Raw genomic sequence first — 15795 nt, 5'->3', positions numbered from 1 at the left:
CGCGAACATGTCGCCTCGCGCCGCAGAAGCGGCGGCGCGAGCAATAAGGGCCCGCCCAGCCGAAGGCCGGGCGAGCCCGAAGAGTGGCGGGGCGGTACCTACGCCCCCAGCCCAGCGACGAAGCGCCTAGTACAGCAATCCAGCCAGTCGCCTGCGTGCCGCGGCAACCCTGGGGTCCTCCACCCCGACGACCTCGAAGAGTTCCAGGAGACGCGTGCGGATCGCATCCTTGCCCGCCTGGTCCTGCTTCGGGAAGAGCGTGAGCAACCGGTCGAACGCATCGTCGACGTGACCGCCGGAGAGGTCGAGGTCTGCGACCAGGAGTTGGGCATCCAGGTCGGCCGGGTTCGCGGCTGCCGCGTTGCGGATGTCGTCGAGCGACTTGTCCTGCAGGCGTGCGAGCAGCTTCACCTGCGCCAGGCCTGCGACCGCGAGGGCGTCGCGTGGGTTCTGGGCGATGGCGGTCTGGTACTCGGTGATCGCAGTCGCGTAATCGCCCTGCGAGATTGCCTCGTAGGCCTCCGCGTGATGCGGGGGCAGAGGCTCTTCGACGGGCTCGGCCGGTTCGGCATCCGGGTCGGCGCCCTCCACCGTCACCGTGCCGGTGACACCGTTCTGGGCGGCGAGCTGCAGCACCTGCTCGACGACGGCGCGCACTTCCTGCTCGGGGTAGTTGCCTTGGAACAGCGACACCGGCCGACCGCCGACGAGGGCGGCGACCGTGGGCACCGACTGAGCCTGGAAAGCCTGCGCGAGTTGCGGGTTCGCTTCGACATCGACGCCGACGAGCACCACGCGGCCCGCGTAGCTCGTGACCACGCTCGTGAGCACGGCGCTGAGCTCCTTGCTCTGCTCGGCCCACTCGGCGCGAAGGTCGACGATGACGGGAACCGAGTTCGACAGCTCGATGAACTGGGTGAAGTTCGCGTCGTCGCCCTCGAGAATCAGCGAGGGCACCACACCGGCGACGGCACCGGGAGCTCCGGCAGCACCCGCTCCGTTCGGACCGCCCGCGACTCCCGGCGCACCCGGGGCTCCGGGTGCAGGTCGGTTCACGAGCGACGACAGGTCGACGGCTCCGCGCAGATTTCCTGCGGGGGGCGGGGGCATGCTCACGGCAACTCCTTCGCTTGCACGAGCCCCTGCGAGAAGCCGAGGAGCTCTGCCTTACCTGGGTCTCCGAACGGAGGGATGTAGAACAGCAGCTGATAGCCGTAGGTCGCCTCGACGCCCTTCGCCGTCTCCGTGATGCCCGACAGCGCCTTCACGGCGCCCTCCGCGCTCACGGTGGCACCCGACTCGATCGGCTTCGCCGTCTCCGACTCGCGGAGGTCGACGGCCACCAGGGCCCCGGAGTCGCTCGTGGCCAAGGGGATGCTCTCCCCCGTGCCGGGCACTTGAGCGAAGTCGATCGTGGCCGACGACCCGATGCCGGCCTTCTTGGCGTTCTTGTAGTCGACGCCCACCTGGGTGCGCAGGGTGTCGCCGGTTGCATCGATCTTGTCGATGTACTGGCTCGCGTCACCGACAGACAGGATGTCGGCGTATGCCGTCTTCAACTCGTCGGGCGTCATCGTGAGCAGCTTCGTGTCGAGCGGGAGGCGGGTCGTACCGACGCTCGCGGCCGCCACCGGGGGAAGGCTCGTGTCGGGCTCGAGGGTGATCTCGTAGTACACCTTGTAGTTCGAGCGCGGCGTCTCCTGCACGAGCATCAGTGCCACGGGCGGAACCGTGGTGTCCGTGCCCTGCACGATGGTGAACACCGTCTTCGGCCAGGAGTCGGTGGCCTGCGGGAGCACGACCTGCAGTGGCCCCGCTGGAATGGCCTGGGGGGCCGGGTACTCCGGGTAGCCGGCACGGATCGCGTAGGTCGCTGACCGCAGGTCGAGGGCGGGCCCGGTGAACCGGTCGGCCAACTCGTCTTTGCTGCTGGCCGCGTCGGCTGCGGCGGTCACCGAGGAGATGTTCGCGACGATGCCCTCGAGCTGAGCTTCGGTGACGGCGGGCGTCGGCGTGTCGTCGGCGTCGTCGACCGCAACCGGCGCGTCGGGGTCGGGTGTCGCGGCCGCATCGGAGGCGGCGGGCGTGGCCGGAGCAGTCGACGAACCGGTCGCCGGACCTGCAGCCTGGGGCCAGTAGTCAGCGGAGCAGCCGCCGAGGGCCACGAGCGATGCGAGGGCGATCGGCACGGCGATGGCCGGAGCGATCGACCGCCGGCTTCGCTTGACACCGGATTCGATGGCGTTCGTACGTGAAGAAGAGAAGCGCTTGCCCTTCGGTAGTGCCGGGGGCTTCCGGCGCGGACGCTGCGAGCGCCGCATGTGCAGGAGACCGAGCACCAGAAGCACGAGGCCGGCCAGCAGGAAGGCGATGCCCGCCACGATCAGTGGGCCGACCCAGGGCGTTGCGTTCGGGATGGGCCACGACAGGCGGATCTGCGTGGGCGCGGGCTGCGTGCCGTCGGAGGCGACGATCATCGAATACCCGGCGGGCAGGGCGAGAGTGCGGTACATCGCGTCGTCGGAGGTGAACTGTTCGAGCCACAGATCGCTGTCGGCCGGGTTCGCCGAGCCGCTGGCCACGTTGTCGGCCGCATCCGGATTTGCCGCGACGGTCGTCGACGTCAGCTCGCCGCTGTCGGCGTCGTAACCGATCGACGCGTATTCGGAGCCGTCGAGCCATGCCTCCACGTCGGCCGTGCGCCCGTAGGCCGCGAAGACCGTGTCGCTCCCGCTCAGCACGACCGTCTGCTTACCGGCGTGCGCGGTGAGAGCCGACGAGTCGATGAGAGCGTAGGACTCGTCGCCGTCGAGGGTCACCGACGAGACGACCGTGCTCGGGGGAAGGAACACGGTTCGCTGCGCGACACCGGCGCCGATCAGCGCGGTCGCGATGATGAAGGCGAAGATGGCGAAGATAAAGCGCACGAAGACTCCTGACAAAGACATTAAAAGATAGCCGATGCCGCCGACAGTCTCCCACAGCGAACGTTCAGGGGGCGTTCACTACGACACGATCGGGGTGCGCGGAGATACCGGATCGTGACCTCCACGGCCCCGTAGTATTGAGCAACGCCCACCCGGACGACGCCTTCGAGGGAGCAACTGAGTGAAGATCCAGAACGCGTTCACCCTCGGACTCGTCGCAACGCTCGGGGTGGGTGTCGGCCTTCTGATCCTTGGTGCCGTGGCGAGTTTGGCCACCATCCTCACTTACATCGGCGTGGCGATCTTCATCGCTCTGGGCCTCGATCCGATCGTCTCCTGGCTCGAGCGGAAGCACTGGCCGCGCTGGCTCGCGATCCTCACCGTTCTCGTAGCAGTTCTGGGCGTCTTCACAGGCCTGGTGTTCGCCGTGGTGCCCATCATCGTCGAGCAGACCTCCCAATTGATCACGCTGGTGCCGAACCTCATCAACCAGATCCTCGACCAGAATTGGCGCGACACGGTCACAGAGCAGCTCGGCGGTTTCATCGACGTCAACGAGGTCTACAACGCCGTCGTCGACTATTTCAAAGACGCCGGAAACGTCACCGCTCTCGCCGGTGGCGCGCTCGAAGTGGGCATCGGTATCGCGAGCGGCGTGTTCGGCGCCATCATCGTGCTGATCCTCACCCTCTATTTCACGGCGTCGCTGAACGGCATGAAGCGCGCGGTCTACCGCCTGGTGCCGGCCTCGAAGCGCGAGCGCTTCGCCGACCTCAGCGAGCAGGTCACGGGGGCGGTCGGCCGTTACGTGGTCGGTCAGATCAGTCTCGGCCTCATCAACGGCGTGCTGAGCTTCATCTTCCTGTCCATCATCAACGCACCGTTCTCGGCCGTGCTGGCCTTCCTCGCCGGCATGCTCTCACTGATCCCGCTGGTCGGCACGCTCTCCGGCTCGGTGATCATCGTTCTGGTCTGCCTCATCCCCGGCCTCGGATCGCCGCTCACCGCGCTCGTGGCCGCCATCTACTACATCGTGTACATGCAGGTGGAGGCCTACCTGCTGAGTCCCAAGATCATGAACCGCGCCGTGTCGGTGCCGGGATCGATCGTCGTCATCGCGGCTCTAGCCGGCGGCACCTTGCTCGGCGTGCTCGGGGCGCTCATCGCCATCCCGATCGCGGCGTCGTTCCTGCTCATCATCAAGCAGGTCGTCATCCCGATCCAGAACGAACGCTGAGCCGCGCTCAGTCGGTCGACGACGACGCGTACGTGGTCGGCAAGGGGTAGGCGGCGGCGTTGACGCGCGCGACGATCTCGTCGAGCACCCGCCGGGTCTGCAGTTCCCCCACCCAGAGATGCTTGCCGCCCTCGACCTCCACGAGCTCGACGCTCGGCACGGATGCGAAGCGCTCCCGCGCCTCGGCGGGCCGCAGATAGTCGTCGAACTCGGGAATGACCGCCACGAGGCGTTTGCCGTTGCCCTCCCACGCGGCGACATCCTCAGCGCTCGCGCGGTGCAGCGGCGGGGAGAGCAGGATGGCGCCGTCGATCGGGTACTGGGCTCCGTAGCGCAGCACCAGTTCGGTGCCGAACGACCATCCGACGAGCCACGGGTGCGGCAGGCCGCGATCGGCGACGAAGTCCATCGCGGCCTTCACGTCGAATCGTTCGCTGTCGCCTCCGTCGAAGGCGCCACCGCTCGTGCCCCGTGGTGAGCTGACGCCCCGCAGGTTGAACCGCAGCACCGCGAGGTCGGCGAGGGCGGGAAGGCGGGCGGCAGCCTTGCGGAAGATGTGCGAGTCCATGAATCCGCCGTGGGTGGGCAGCGGATGCAGCGTCACCAGCGTCGCGACCGGGTCGCCCGAGAGCGGCAGGGCGAGTTCGCCGACCAGGATGTGCCCGTCGTCGGTGTGCAGCTCGATCTCCTCGCGGCGCGCGGGCAGCTCGGTGGCGCTGCGGATCTCGATCTCGGTCACGGCGTCGGACTCCTCATGTCGGTCACGGTCAGGCCCCGATTCTCCAGCAGTGGCTGTGCCAGTGCCGTCGGGCGGCCAGGTCGCTCGCATCGCCGAGCACGCCGTCGGCACGCCAGGTAACCAGGTGGGCGACGCCGGGTGACACCACCAGGCCGCAGCCCGGGCAGAGGTATTCCTTCACGGCAGAAGCACCAGAGACGGGCTGTACGTTCCAGTCGCCGTCGCGACGATGCTCGACGCGGCGCCATCCGGTCATCAGGTGCGTCAGATCGGATTCCTCGTCGCCGTCACCCGCGCGTCGGCGCGGACGGTTGTTGCGAGGCATGCACCCATTCTAGGAGCGCCCGTGGTTCCCATGTCGGCCGACGGCTGGGAGGCCGCCGAGGCCTCCCCGGCTGATGGTGAGAGCGTCAGCGCATGTCGGAGCCGTCGGTCTGCTGCAGCCGCGACTCCTCCTGATCGAGCATGAGCTGCGCCCGCACCAGGATGCGCGAGGCGTACTCTCCTCGCCGGCGCGCATCGAGCAGCGCCGATCGCTCGGCCTTCAGCACCTCGAGCCGCAGCACCCGGTACTGCCGATGCGGCGCACCCACCGACTCGTTCTCGGAGTGGGCGCGTTCCCACGCCGATTCGCTGCGCAGATCGGCGTCGCTCCGCACCCGGTCGACCACGCTCTCGTCGACCCGCTCACCGCTCGGCAGACTGATCTCCGGACTCTCGAGCACCTGCAGCCCCGCGGCCCGCAGTTCGTCGACGAGGGTGGCGAACTCGGTGTGATCGGCGAGCTCGTCGACGCCCTTCAGCTTCGTGATCCGGAGGATCCACGGCAGAGTTCCGCCCTGCAAGACGAGGGTGACGATCGAGACCGTGAAGGCGATGAGCACGAGCTGGTTGCGGTAGGGGGTCGCCTCCGGCAGCGACTGGGCGGCCGCAACGGTGACGACCCCTCGCATCCCGGCCCACGAGAGCACCACACCGCCCTTCCAGCCGGTCGCCTCGAGGGCTTCGGCGCCCGTGGGGTCTCGTCGCCGTGCCCGGGCTCTCTGCACCGACAGCAGCGGTGTCACGAAGGCGAAGCGGACGAGCAACAGCACCAGCGCCGCGCCGAGGCCGAGCACCACCGCTCCGACGGCATTGAGATTGTCGTTCTCGTCGCTCTCCTGAATGGCGGCGATGAAGATGTCCTTCAACTCGAGGCCCATCAACAAGAACACGCCGTTCTCCAGCAGGAACTGGATCGTGCGCCAGTTCAGCCGCTCACTGATGCGGGTCGATGCGGAGAAATACCTCGCCCCCATGTGCCCGGTGTAGAGACCGGCCACCACGACGGCAAGCACTCCGGATGCGCCGATCGTCTCGGCGGGGATGTAGGCGATGAAGGGGATGACGAACGAGACCGCGGTCGTGAGCACCGAGTCGCTCAACTTGGATCGCAGGAACACGGTCACGAACCCGACGGCCAGGCCCACTGCGACGGCCACGACGGACGAGTAGGCGAAGTCGAGCGCCACCCCGCCGGCGCCGGCGAACGCCAGTGTGCCGGACGTCGCGCCGATCGCCGTGCGCAGCAGCACCAGCGCCGACGCGTCGTTCACGAGGCTCTCGCCTTCGAGCACTGCGATCAGTCGCGGCGGCATTCCGAGGCGTTTGCCGATGGACGTCGCGGCCACCGCATCCGTGGGGCTGATCACGGCGCCCAGCGCGATCGCTGCTGCCAGGTTCAGGTCGGGCAGGATCATGAACAGCAGGAAGCCGGTGATGAGGGCACTGACGATCACGAGCAGCACCGACAGCATCGAGATGGCGCCGAAGTTCTTGCGGAAGTCGACCAGCGGCAGGTTGATCGCCGACGAGTACAGCAGGGGCGGAAGCACGCCGGCGAGGATGATCTCCGAGGGAATGTGCACGGGGGGTACGCCGGGAATCAGCGAGATCAGGATGCCGATCACCACGAGCACGATCGGCGTCGCCAGCCGCAGCCTCGGGGAGAGGACGGAGACACCGACGATGATGATCAGGCAGATCACTGCGACGATCTCGGGCCTCATGCGCTCAGCCTACTGAACGCCCCGGGCACGCCGCGGTCGGATGACGGATGCGCCTGGAAGGGTCACCGCGTGAGTCCTAGTACCAGCCTTGGTTCTCCGACGTGGCCCAGGCCTCGCAGGGCGTGCCGTAGGAGCCAGCGATGTATTGCAGACCCCAGTTGATCTGCACATTGGGGTCGGACTCCCAGCCCGGGCCCATCTTGCTGCCGGGAAGGGCTTGGGGGATTCCGTAGGCGCCGGACGGGTTCGATGCGGTCGGGTTCCAGCCCGACTCCCGGTTCCAGAGCGCCAGCAGGTAGTAGTAGTTCTGCTCGCCCCACCCATAGCCCATGACGGCTTGGTAGGCGATGTCCTGCAACGACCCGGGCGCGGGCGGGCCCGGCGTCGGAACCACGTTCGCCTCGCAGCCGGCTCCTGCGGCAGCGGGAGCGTCGGTCGAGGGCTCAGCCTTCACCGCGACCGGCACCACCACGGGCTCCGGAGCGGGCGGATCTTTCACCGTGTAGCCGTCGCGCGTCACCGATTGGGCCGATCCGGCCGCCACATCGAGCGACTGCTCGCCGCCCGCCGCGGCGACGACGGTCGGCTCGAAGTTCTGCGACGCGTTGGCGCCGACGGAATGAGGATCGACCGCGAAGAGCAGCACGAATGCGGCCGCGACGCCGAATGCCATCACCTGAATGCCCGTGCGGATGACGGGGTTCGTGGAGGTGCGTGTGGAATGCATCGGTATCAATACCAGTGCTCTGCGTCGGAATGCGCAAGTGCTGCGATGGGATCGCCGTACCTGCCTTGGATGTAATTGAGGCCCCAGGTGATCTGCGTGGCGGGATTGGTCTGCCAATCCGGTGCCACGTCGCCCATCTTCTTGCCGGGAAGGGCCTGCGGAATGCCATAGGCGCAGCTCGAGCTGTTCAGCGCATTGACGCGCCATCCGGATTCGCGGCTCCACAGTGCGACGAGCGCGTCGAACTGTGCGCCGGTCCAACCGCGTTCGGCGGCGAGCGCGGCGGCGACGACTTGGGCTCCGGCGGGGTCGGCGACCGCCAGATCGGGGTCGGGGCACCCCGTGTCGGCGCTCGTGCCGGTGTCGGCTTTCGCCTCGATGACGACGGGCACGGGCTTCGGCGCCTCGGTCACGCCGTAGGCGTCTCGGAAGACGCTCGCCGAGACCGTGCCGTTCACGCTGAGCGTCTGCGCCGTGGCTTGGCCCTCCGAGAAGTCGCCGTCGAACGACGATGACGCGGTGGCTGTGGCCCCGACATTCGGAGCCACCACGGTGACGAAGGCGCAGGCCGTCACCGCCGCCAGTCCGAGCATCTGCAACGAGAACCGGCCGAGGTTCGTGGTTCGCCGACCGACGCCACGAACCTGGGTTGAGGTCTGCGTGCGCGCTTCGATCAGGGAGTGCTTGGCCACGATTCGACCGATTTTAGCCCATCAGGCTGTGTTCCGTCGGTGACTCTTTTCGGGGAAGGCGGCACCAGCCCCCTAGATCTGCGCACTCTTCGCCTCGGCTTCGGCCTGAATACGGGCCAGAACGGTCCGCCGGGCCGCCTGCTCGACCGGATCGGGAACCGGCAGCGAGGCGAGCAGTCGACGCGTGTACGGGTCTTTCGGGTCGCCGAGAACCTCGGCGCCCGTGCCCTCCTCGACGAGTCGGCCGTGGTAGAGCACCGCGATCCGGTCGGCCAGGAGATCCACCACGGCGAGGTCGTGACTGATGAACAGGGCGGCGAAGCCGAACTCGAGTTGCAGCTCGGCGAAGAGCTCGAGCACACGCGCCTGCACCGAGACGTCGAGGGCCGAGGTCGGCTCGTCGGCGATCAGCAGTTTCGGCTGCAGCGCCAGGCCGCGGGCCAGACTCGCGCGCTGACGCTGCCCGCCACTCAGCTCATGCGGGAAGCGGTCGCCATAGCTCTTCGGTAGCTGCACCGCCTCGAGCAGTTCGTCGACGCGCGCACGCGCCTGCCGCGGGTTGGACGCCCGCCCCTGGATCACGAGCGGCTCGGCCACCGCATCGGCGATCGTGAGCAGCGGGTTGAAGCTCGCCGCCGGGTCTTGGAACACGAATCCGATGTCGGCCCGCAGGGGCTTGAAGCGGCGCTCGGCGAAATCGAGCATCTCGAAGCCGAGCACCTTCAGCGAACCACCGGTGATCCGCGTCAGACCGCCGATGGCACGACCGATCGTGGTCTTGCCCGATCCGCTCTCCCCCACCAGGCCCAGCACTTCGCCCGGACCGATCCGGAACGACACGTCGTCGACGGCCCGGAAGCCCTTGCTGCCGAATCGGCCCGGATATTCGATGGTGAGATTCGTCGCCTCCACCACCGGCACGTCGACGACGCCAGCGGATGCGCGCTCTGCTCGCACCTGCTGCCGCTCCTCGGTGCGCATGCGGCCCTGACCGATGCGCGGAACGGAGTCGAGCAGCCGTTTGGTGTAGTCGGCCCGCGGATGCGCGAACAGCGTCTTCGCATCCGCCTCCTCCACGACCTTGCCCTGGTACATCACCGCGACACGATCGGCGAGATCGGCGACCACGCCCATGTTGTGGGTGATGAGCACGATCGCGGTGTCGAACTCGTCGCGGAGCCGGCGCAGCAGGTCGAGGATCTCGGCCTGCACCGTCACGTCGAGCGCCGTCGTCGGCTCGTCGGCCACGATCAGTCCCGGGTTGAGCACCAACGCCGATGCGATGACCACACGCTGCTTCTGACCGCCTGAGAACTGGTGCGGGTAGTAGTTGACGCGCAGCTCGGGCTCGGGGATGCCGACCTTGCGGAGGATCTCGACCGCTTCGCGCTTCGCTTCGGCTTTCGAGAACTTGCCGTGGGCGCGCAGCCCCTCCGCGATCTGCCAGCCCACCGTGTACACCGGGTTCAGCGCCGTCGAGGGCTCCTGGAACACCATCGAGACATCCGCCCCACGCACCGCGCGCAACTGCTTCTTGTTGAGCGACACGACGTCGGAGACCGAGGTGCCCGCCCGATTGGAGAGCAGCACGGCGCCGCCGGTCGTCGCCGTCTCAGGCAGCAGACCGAGGATCGTCTTCGCGGTCACGGTCTTGCCGCTCCCGGACTCCCCCACGATGGCCAGCACTTCGCCGCGGTTGACCGACAGGCTGACCCCGTCGACCGCGTTGACCGCGCCGGCATCGGTGGCGAAGGAGATGGTCAGGTCTTTGATGTCCACGACGTGACTCATGATGCGTTCTCCTCGAGGATGTCGACGTCGGAGGGCAGTGTCTGGTCGACCGAGGTGGCCGACACAGCACCGGACTTCGCCTTCACACGCTTGCGGCCGCGCAGGCGCGGATCGGCCAGGTCGTTGAGGCTCTCACCGACCAGGGTGATGCCGAGCACGGCGAGAACGATCGCGAGGCCCGGGTAGAGCGCGGTCCACCAGATGCCGCTGGTCACGTCCGAGAGCGCCTTGTTGAGGTCGTAGCCCCACTCGGCGGCAGCGGTCGGCTCGATGCCGAACCCCAGGAAGCCCAAGCCTGCCAGCGTCAACAGGGCCTCAGAGGAGTTCAAGGTGAAGATGATCGGCAGCGTGCGCGTGGCGTTGCGCAGAATGTGCCGGAACATGATGCGCGGTGTGGAGGCTCCGAGCATCTTCGCCGACTCGACGTAGGGCTCCGCCTTGATGCGGATCGTCTCGGCCCGGATGACGCGGAAATACTGCGGGATGAACACGACCGTGATCGACAACGCCGCCGCCAGGATGCCGCCCCAAAGACTGGACTGGCCTCCCGAGATCGCGATCGACAGCACGATCGCGAGCAGCAGCGACGGGAACGCGTAGATCGCGTCGGCGATCACCACGAGCACTCGATCGAGCCAGCCGCCGAGATAGCCGGAAATCAGACCGAGCAGGATGCCCAGGAAGATCGAGCAGAGCACCGCGATGACGATCACCAGGATGGCGGTCTGTGCCCCCCAGATCACGCGGGAGAAGACGTCGTAGCCGCCGACCGTCGTGCCCATGATGTGGGCGGCACTCGGTGGCTGCTGAGCGCCGAAGGGCCCTGCGGCGTCGCGCAGCTGGGCGAAGCCGTAGGGGGCGATCAGCGGTGCGAAGATCGCGACGAGAACGAAGATGGCCGTCATCACGAGGCCGGCGATGAGCATCCCGCGTTGCAGGCCGACGCTCTGACGCAGTTGCTTCAGCACCGGGAGCCGGCTGAAGAAGCCGGGCTCGGTCGGTGGCAGCGCGGTGACGGGTTCGGCGGTGGTGGTCATCACTAGTACCTCACTCGCGGATCAATGAGCGCCGCGATGATGTCGACGACGAAGTTGGTGAGGGCGACGATCACGGCCAGAAGTGCCACGATCCCCTGCACCGCGACGAAGTCGCGGGCCGCGAGATAGGCGGCGAGCTGGAACCCGAGACCCTTCCATTCGAAGGTGGTCTCGGTCAGCACCGCGCCGCCCAGCAGAAGGGCGATCTGCAGTCCGATCACGGTGATGATCGGGATGAGGGCCGGCTTGAAGGCGTGCTTGCGCACGAGCCGCCCCTCTCCGACACCGCGCGACCTCGCCGCATCCACGTAGTCGGTGCCGAGAGTGCCGATGACGTTGGTGCGCACCAGACGTAGGAACACCCCGGCTGTCAGCAGGCCCAGGGTGATGCCGGGCAGCACGGCGTGCAGGAGCACATCGCCGACGGCTGCCGGGCTGCCGAGTTGGATCGCGTCGATGAGGTAGATGCCGGTGCGGTTGGGCAGGGTCTGCATCGCGAGCTCGGTGCGCGTCGTCGCTCGCCCGGCCACCGGTAGCCACTGCAGGTAGACGGAGAACACGAGCTTCAGCAGCATGCCCGCGAAGAACACGGGGGTCGCGTACCAGAGGATGGCGATGATGCGCAGAACCGCGTCGGGGAACCGGTCGCGATAGTAGGCGGCGAGCATGCCGAGCGGGATGCCCACGATGAACGCCACGACGAGGGCGTAGAAGGCCAGCTCCAGAGTCGCGCCGCCGAAGGTGAGCAGCACCTCGGTGATCGGGCGGTTGTCGCTGATGGTGTTGCCGAAGTTGCCGGTGAACACCTGCCCGAGGTACTCGAAATACTGCACGATCACCGGGCGGTCGTAACCGGCGGCGTGGATGCGCTCCTGCAACTGCTCGGCCGTGAGCCGACCGCCCTGCGCCGCCGTGATCGGGTCGCCGACCGTGCGCAGCAGAAGGAAGACGAGAGTGACCAGGATGAAGATGGTCGGGAAGATCAGGAGGAACCTGATCAGCAGGTAACGCCCGAAGCCGCCACCCGAGCTCTTGGGTTTCGGAGCGATCACCGACGGGGCGTCGGTCGGAAGCAGACTTGTCGTCATCGTTGCCTATCAGTCGGGGACCGAACGAAGGGCGGCCGGTGTGAACCGGCCGCCCCCCATTGCGGATGTGTGTATTAGCCCTTTGTCAGCGGAGCGTAGCGGAACTTGAACGATGCGTCGAGGGTGACCCCGTCGACATCCGTTCCCGCCACGGCAACCTGAGCACCCTGCAGGTAGGGCACGGTCGACAGATCCGCACCCACCTTGGCCTGGATGTCCTCGATGATCGCCTGACGAGCGGCCGGGTCGGTCGTCGACGACTGCTGCAGGATGAGGTCGTTGACTTCCTGGTTGTCGTAGTGGTTGCCGAGGAAGTTCTCGGTGAGGAAGAACGGCGTCAGGTAGTTGTCGGCGTCGGAGTAGTCGGGGAACCAACCCAGCTGGTAGGCGGGGTAGAGGTCTGCCGTACGGTCTTTCGCGTACTGCACCCATTCGGTGGACTGCAGGTTGACCGTGAAGAGTCCATCGGCTTCCAGCTGGTCCTTGATGAGCGCGTACTCGTCGCCCGAGGAGGGGCCGTAGTGGTCGGGGCTGTACTGCAGGTTCAGCTCGACCGGCGTGGTCACGCCTGCGGCCGCAAGCGTCGACTTCGCCTTGTCGGCCGAGGGGCCGCCCTGGCCGTCGCCGTAGAGGTCCTTCAGCACCTCGGTGGCACCGGTCAGACCGGCGGGAACGAAGGAGTACAGCGGCGTGTAGGTGCCCTTGTAGACCTGTGAGGCGATCTCGTCACGGTCGATGAGGTCGGCGACGGCCTGGCGCACGGCCAGGGCCTTGACTGCGTCGGGCTCCGACGAGGTCACACCGAAGGGCTGCGTGTCGAAGTTGAACGTGATGTAGCGGATCTCGCCACCCGGGCCGTCCCACACCTTCACCTTGTCGTTCTTCGAGAGGTCATCGACGTCAGTGGCCGAGAGGCTACGGAAGGCCACATCGATGTTGCCCTCCTGCACGTCGAGCTTGAGGTTCGACGAGTCGGCGTAGTACTTCGCGTTGATCGGCGAGACCGCGGCCGGCAGAACGCCCTTGTAGCCGTCGAACGGCTCGTAGGAGATCAGGTTGTTGAAGTCGTAGCTCGTGATCTTGTACTGACCGGCGAACGCCTCGCCCTTGACGATGTCTTCGTCGGGGGTGACCGAGTCGGCGGAGAAGACCTCTTCGTCGACGATCGGGCCGGCGGGGCTCGACAAGATCTGCGGGAAGACCTGGTCGTCGGGGTTCTTCAGGTTGAAGACCACGGTGAGGTCATCGGGCGTGTCGACGCTGTCGAGGTTGTAGAGCAGCGACGAGGGGCCGTTCGGATCGGCGATCGCGATGTCGCGGTCGAAGGTGAACTTGACGTCGGAGGAGGTCAGCTCGTTGCCGTTGGCGAAGGTCAGACCCTCCTTCAGCTTCACGGTGTAGGCGGTGGGGCTCGTGAACTCGGCGCTCTCCGCGATGTCGGGCTCGACGTCCGGGCTGCCGTACGGCGTGTTCATGAGGAACGGGAAGACCTGGTTCATCACGGCGAAGGAGCCGTTGTCGTACGAACCGGCCGGGTCGAGCGTGGTGACCTTGTCGGTCGTGCCGACGATGATGGCGTCTCCGGCGGAGGCGGTGCTGCCGGAGTTGCCGGCGCAGCCGGTGAGCACCAGCGCGAAGGCGGCACCTCCGGCAGCCACGACGAGCGCGCGTCGGGCGAATGTGGATGCGGATGTCATATCCGTCATTACCTCTTCCTGATCATGTTGCGGTGCGCACCGGGCGCACCGAAGGGCGCACCGCACGCAATTGCTGTGAGACATGGTTAACACACTCCGGAGCCGTGACCCAACCGGGGGACGCTCAGAGCGGTATTTCTTTACGCGATCGAAATGTACGGCGCAGGAATTCGGATGCGCACGCACGATCCTGCGATGCTCCGGGCACGCGATGCAGGATTCCTTCTTCGTTACCGAACGGCGAGCATCACATCGACGACGGCGTCGAGCACGGCATCGACCTGCGCTTCGTTGTAGCCCCCGCGTCGCGACCGGAAGACGACGGTGCGCACATCGGTCACGGTCACGTCGGCACCCGACCGGAAGTACTCGACGAGGTAGTCGGCGAAGGCGTCGACGTCTTTCGGGTGGTAACCCACTCGGAGGAATCCCGCGCGCCGGAACTTCTGGCCGTCAGGCCGCTCCAAGCGCGCCAGTATCTCGGCGGCCCGGCCGCGGGCGCTCGCGAACCAGGCCTCGTCGCCGGCAGCCTGGTAGGCACGGTCGCGCTCCCGCAGGGCGAAGGCGTCTTCGAGCCGCTCGAGGGCCGCGTCGACGGCGGGGGCGTAGTAGCCGCCCTTCTGCATCGTGAAGGCGGTGTGCCGAACCGTGTCGCTCGTGAGCGGAGACGGGCCGGAGCCCGCGGTTCGCTCGTCGTAGGCCATCCGCGCCTGCGCGAGGAAGTCGTCGACCTCATTGACGTCGTAGCCGAGGGTCGAGTTGCGGGTGCGGGGAAACGGTACGCTCACGGCTCTATTGTGCCAACGATTTGCTGGCAACTCCGCACCGCGGTGCCGCTAGCTCGCGAAGATCACCCAGAGCACGTAGGCGGCGGCCGCCGAGGGCAGGATCGAGTCGAGTCGATCGAGGATTCCGCCGTGGCCCGGAAGCCAGCTGCTCATGTCTTTGATGCCGATGTCGCGCTTCAGCAGCGACTCGCAGAGATCGCCCACCGTCGCCGTGATGACGATCACCGCACCGAAGATGAGACCGAACCACCACGGCTGCTGCAGCATGAAGATCGCCAGCAGCACTCCGCCGATCAGGGCCACCACGACGGCCCCCGCCAGGCCCTCCCAGGTCTTCTTCGGGCTGATCGTCGGGGCCATCGGATGCTTGCCGAAGTTCAGTCCGCTGGCATACGCCCCGACGTCCACCAGCACCACCACGACGATGAAGGCCAGCACCCACCACTGCCCGCCGTCTTTGGAGAGCAGCAGAACCGAGACGCTGGCGAGGAAGGAGACGTAGACCTGCACGAAGGTCGCGGCCGCGACATCCCGCACCGTGCCGGCGAATCCCGGCCGCGGCGGAATGAACGCCACCTCGAGCACCCGCCAGAGCGCCACGAGCACGACGCCTCCGAGGAAGACCAGCCACTGCCCCTCGGCGCCCCAGTAGTAGGCCGCGGGCACCAGCGCCACACCGGCGATGACCGTCGGGATGCGCGGCACATGGATTCCCGCGTGCTTCAGAGCCGTCGCGAGCTCGAGCGTGGCGAAGGCCACCAGCACGGCGGCCAGGGCCATGAAGATCTCTTTGACCACCACCAGGCTGAACACCATGACGGCTGCGAGCACGAGGCCGATCGCGATGGCCGAGAGGAGATTGCGGCCGGAGCGTTCCGTTATCTTCTCGTTCGCCTCGTCGAACTGCTCTTTGCGCGCCCTCACCTGGGCCTGGATGTCGGCGCGCGACAACGACCGCCCACGCCGCGACGGCGGCGTCCGGGTGGGGTCGGGGTCGGAGGCGTGGCTCATGAGCGGCCGATCG

General features: G+C 67.2%; 14 protein-coding genes. 1 reads left to right on the top strand and 13 read right to left on the bottom strand.

Annotated elements, in window-relative coordinates; all coding sequences use genetic code 11:
• Positions 1-126: 126 nt before the first annotated feature.
• Positions 127-1110 carry a tetratricopeptide repeat protein gene (locus N1027_RS10820; RefSeq protein WP_259507974.1) on the bottom strand — a complete coding sequence of 328 codons (984 nt, stop codon included), beginning with the start codon at positions 1108-1110 and terminating at the stop codon, positions 127-129.
• A 2-nt stretch (positions 1111-1112) separates the two neighbouring features.
• Positions 1113-2927 (bottom strand): DUF8094 domain-containing protein, encoded by a 1815-nt coding sequence (locus tag N1027_RS10815; RefSeq protein WP_259507627.1) that lies wholly within the window; start codon positions 2925-2927, stop codon positions 1113-1115.
• Positions 2928-3108: 181 nt separating this feature from the next.
• On the opposite strand from N1027_RS10815, the gene N1027_RS10810 reads away from it, so the two are divergent.
• Positions 3109-4164: an AI-2E family transporter gene (locus tag N1027_RS10810; protein ID WP_259507624.1), complete on the top strand. Its 1056-nt coding sequence runs from the start codon at positions 3109-3111 to the stop codon at positions 4162-4164.
• 7 nt (positions 4165-4171) lie between these two features.
• Here the strand turns inward: N1027_RS10810 and N1027_RS10805 are convergent, their stop codons facing one another.
• From N1027_RS10805 to N1027_RS10755, 11 genes are all read right to left on the bottom strand, one after another.
• Positions 4172-4894: an alpha/beta hydrolase gene (locus tag N1027_RS10805; RefSeq protein WP_259507972.1), complete on the bottom strand. Its 723-nt coding sequence runs from the start codon at positions 4892-4894 to the stop codon at positions 4172-4174.
• Positions 4895-4931: 37 nt separating this feature from the next.
• On the bottom strand, positions 4932-5228 hold the full coding sequence (locus N1027_RS10800) for an Rv1322 family protein (protein WP_259507623.1): 297 nt from the start codon (positions 5226-5228) through the stop codon (positions 4932-4934).
• 85 nt (positions 5229-5313) lie between these two features.
• Entirely contained in the window at positions 5314-6951 is a 1638-nt protein-coding gene (locus N1027_RS10795) for a Na+/H+ antiporter (protein WP_259507621.1), read from the bottom strand.
• A 76-nt stretch (positions 6952-7027) separates the two neighbouring features.
• On the bottom strand, positions 7028-7678 hold the full coding sequence (locus N1027_RS10790) for an aggregation-promoting factor C-terminal-like domain-containing protein (RefSeq protein ID WP_259507620.1): 651 nt from the start codon (positions 7676-7678) through the stop codon (positions 7028-7030).
• Between the two features lie 5 nt (positions 7679-7683).
• The gene (locus N1027_RS10785) at positions 7684-8370 is read right to left on the bottom strand and encodes an aggregation-promoting factor C-terminal-like domain-containing protein (protein WP_259507619.1); all 687 of its coding nucleotides are present in this window, start codon (positions 8368-8370) and stop codon (positions 7684-7686) included.
• Between the two features lie 72 nt (positions 8371-8442).
• Complete coding sequence (locus N1027_RS10780) at positions 8443-10161, bottom strand: dipeptide ABC transporter ATP-binding protein (RefSeq protein WP_259507617.1); 1719 nt, start codon at positions 10159-10161, stop codon at positions 8443-8445.
• On the bottom strand, positions 10158-11198 hold the full coding sequence (locus tag N1027_RS10775; protein ID WP_259507616.1) for an ABC transporter permease: 1041 nt from the start codon (positions 11196-11198) through the stop codon (positions 10158-10160). Before N1027_RS10775 ends, N1027_RS10780 begins: the two co-directional genes overlap by 4 nt.
• Positions 11199-11200: 2 nt before the next feature.
• Positions 11201-12286, bottom strand: coding sequence for an ABC transporter permease (locus N1027_RS10770; protein WP_259507614.1), 1086 nt, complete (start codon positions 12284-12286; stop codon positions 11201-11203).
• A 74-nt stretch (positions 12287-12360) separates the two neighbouring features.
• Positions 12361-13983 (bottom strand): ABC transporter substrate-binding protein, encoded by a 1623-nt coding sequence (locus N1027_RS10765; protein ID WP_259507970.1) that lies wholly within the window; start codon positions 13981-13983, stop codon positions 12361-12363.
• Between the two features lie 230 nt (positions 13984-14213).
• Positions 14214-14771, bottom strand: coding sequence for a DivIVA domain-containing protein (locus tag N1027_RS10760; RefSeq protein WP_259507613.1), 558 nt, complete (start codon positions 14769-14771; stop codon positions 14214-14216).
• Positions 14772-14819: 48 nt separating this feature from the next.
• Positions 14820-15782: a phosphatidate cytidylyltransferase gene (locus N1027_RS10755; RefSeq protein ID WP_259507612.1), complete on the bottom strand. Its 963-nt coding sequence runs from the start codon at positions 15780-15782 to the stop codon at positions 14820-14822.
• Between the last annotated feature and the right edge of the window lie 13 nt (positions 15783-15795).

It is taken from the genome of Herbiconiux aconitum, assembly GCF_024979235.1.
Classification (GTDB): domain Bacteria; phylum Actinomycetota; class Actinomycetes; order Actinomycetales; family Microbacteriaceae; genus Herbiconiux; species Herbiconiux aconitum.
Note: the sequence above shows the minus strand (reverse complement) of the source record. Positions and strands in the feature narration are given on the sequence as shown.

Bases quoted from the DNA above. Each gene is read 5' to 3' on its own strand.
- N1027_RS10770 (WP_259507614.1), bottom strand. From the start codon at position 12,286: ATGACGACAAGTCTGCTTCCGACCGACGCCCCGTCGGTGATCGCTCCG.
- N1027_RS10820 (WP_259507974.1), bottom strand. From the start codon at position 1,110: ATGCCCCCGCCCCCCGCAGGAAATCTGCGCGGAGCCGTCGACCTGTCG.
- N1027_RS10775 (WP_259507616.1), bottom strand. From the start codon at position 11,198: ATGACCACCACCGCCGAACCCGTCACCGCGCTGCCACCGACCGAGCCC.
- N1027_RS10795 (WP_259507621.1), bottom strand. From the start codon at position 6,951: ATGAGGCCCGAGATCGTCGCAGTGATCTGCCTGATCATCATCGTCGGT.
- N1027_RS10765 (WP_259507970.1), bottom strand. From the start codon at position 13,983: ATGACATCCGCATCCACATTCGCCCGACGCGCGCTCGTCGTGGCTGCC.
- N1027_RS10790 (WP_259507620.1), bottom strand. From the start codon at position 7,678: ATGCATTCCACACGCACCTCCACGAACCCCGTCATCCGCACGGGCATT.
- N1027_RS10780 (WP_259507617.1), bottom strand. From the start codon at position 10,161: ATGAGTCACGTCGTGGACATCAAAGACCTGACCATCTCCTTCGCCACC.
- N1027_RS10755 (WP_259507612.1), bottom strand. From the start codon at position 15,782: ATGAGCCACGCCTCCGACCCCGACCCCACCCGGACGCCGCCGTCGCGG.
- N1027_RS10800 (WP_259507623.1), bottom strand. From the start codon at position 5,228: ATGCCTCGCAACAACCGTCCGCGCCGACGCGCGGGTGACGGCGACGAG.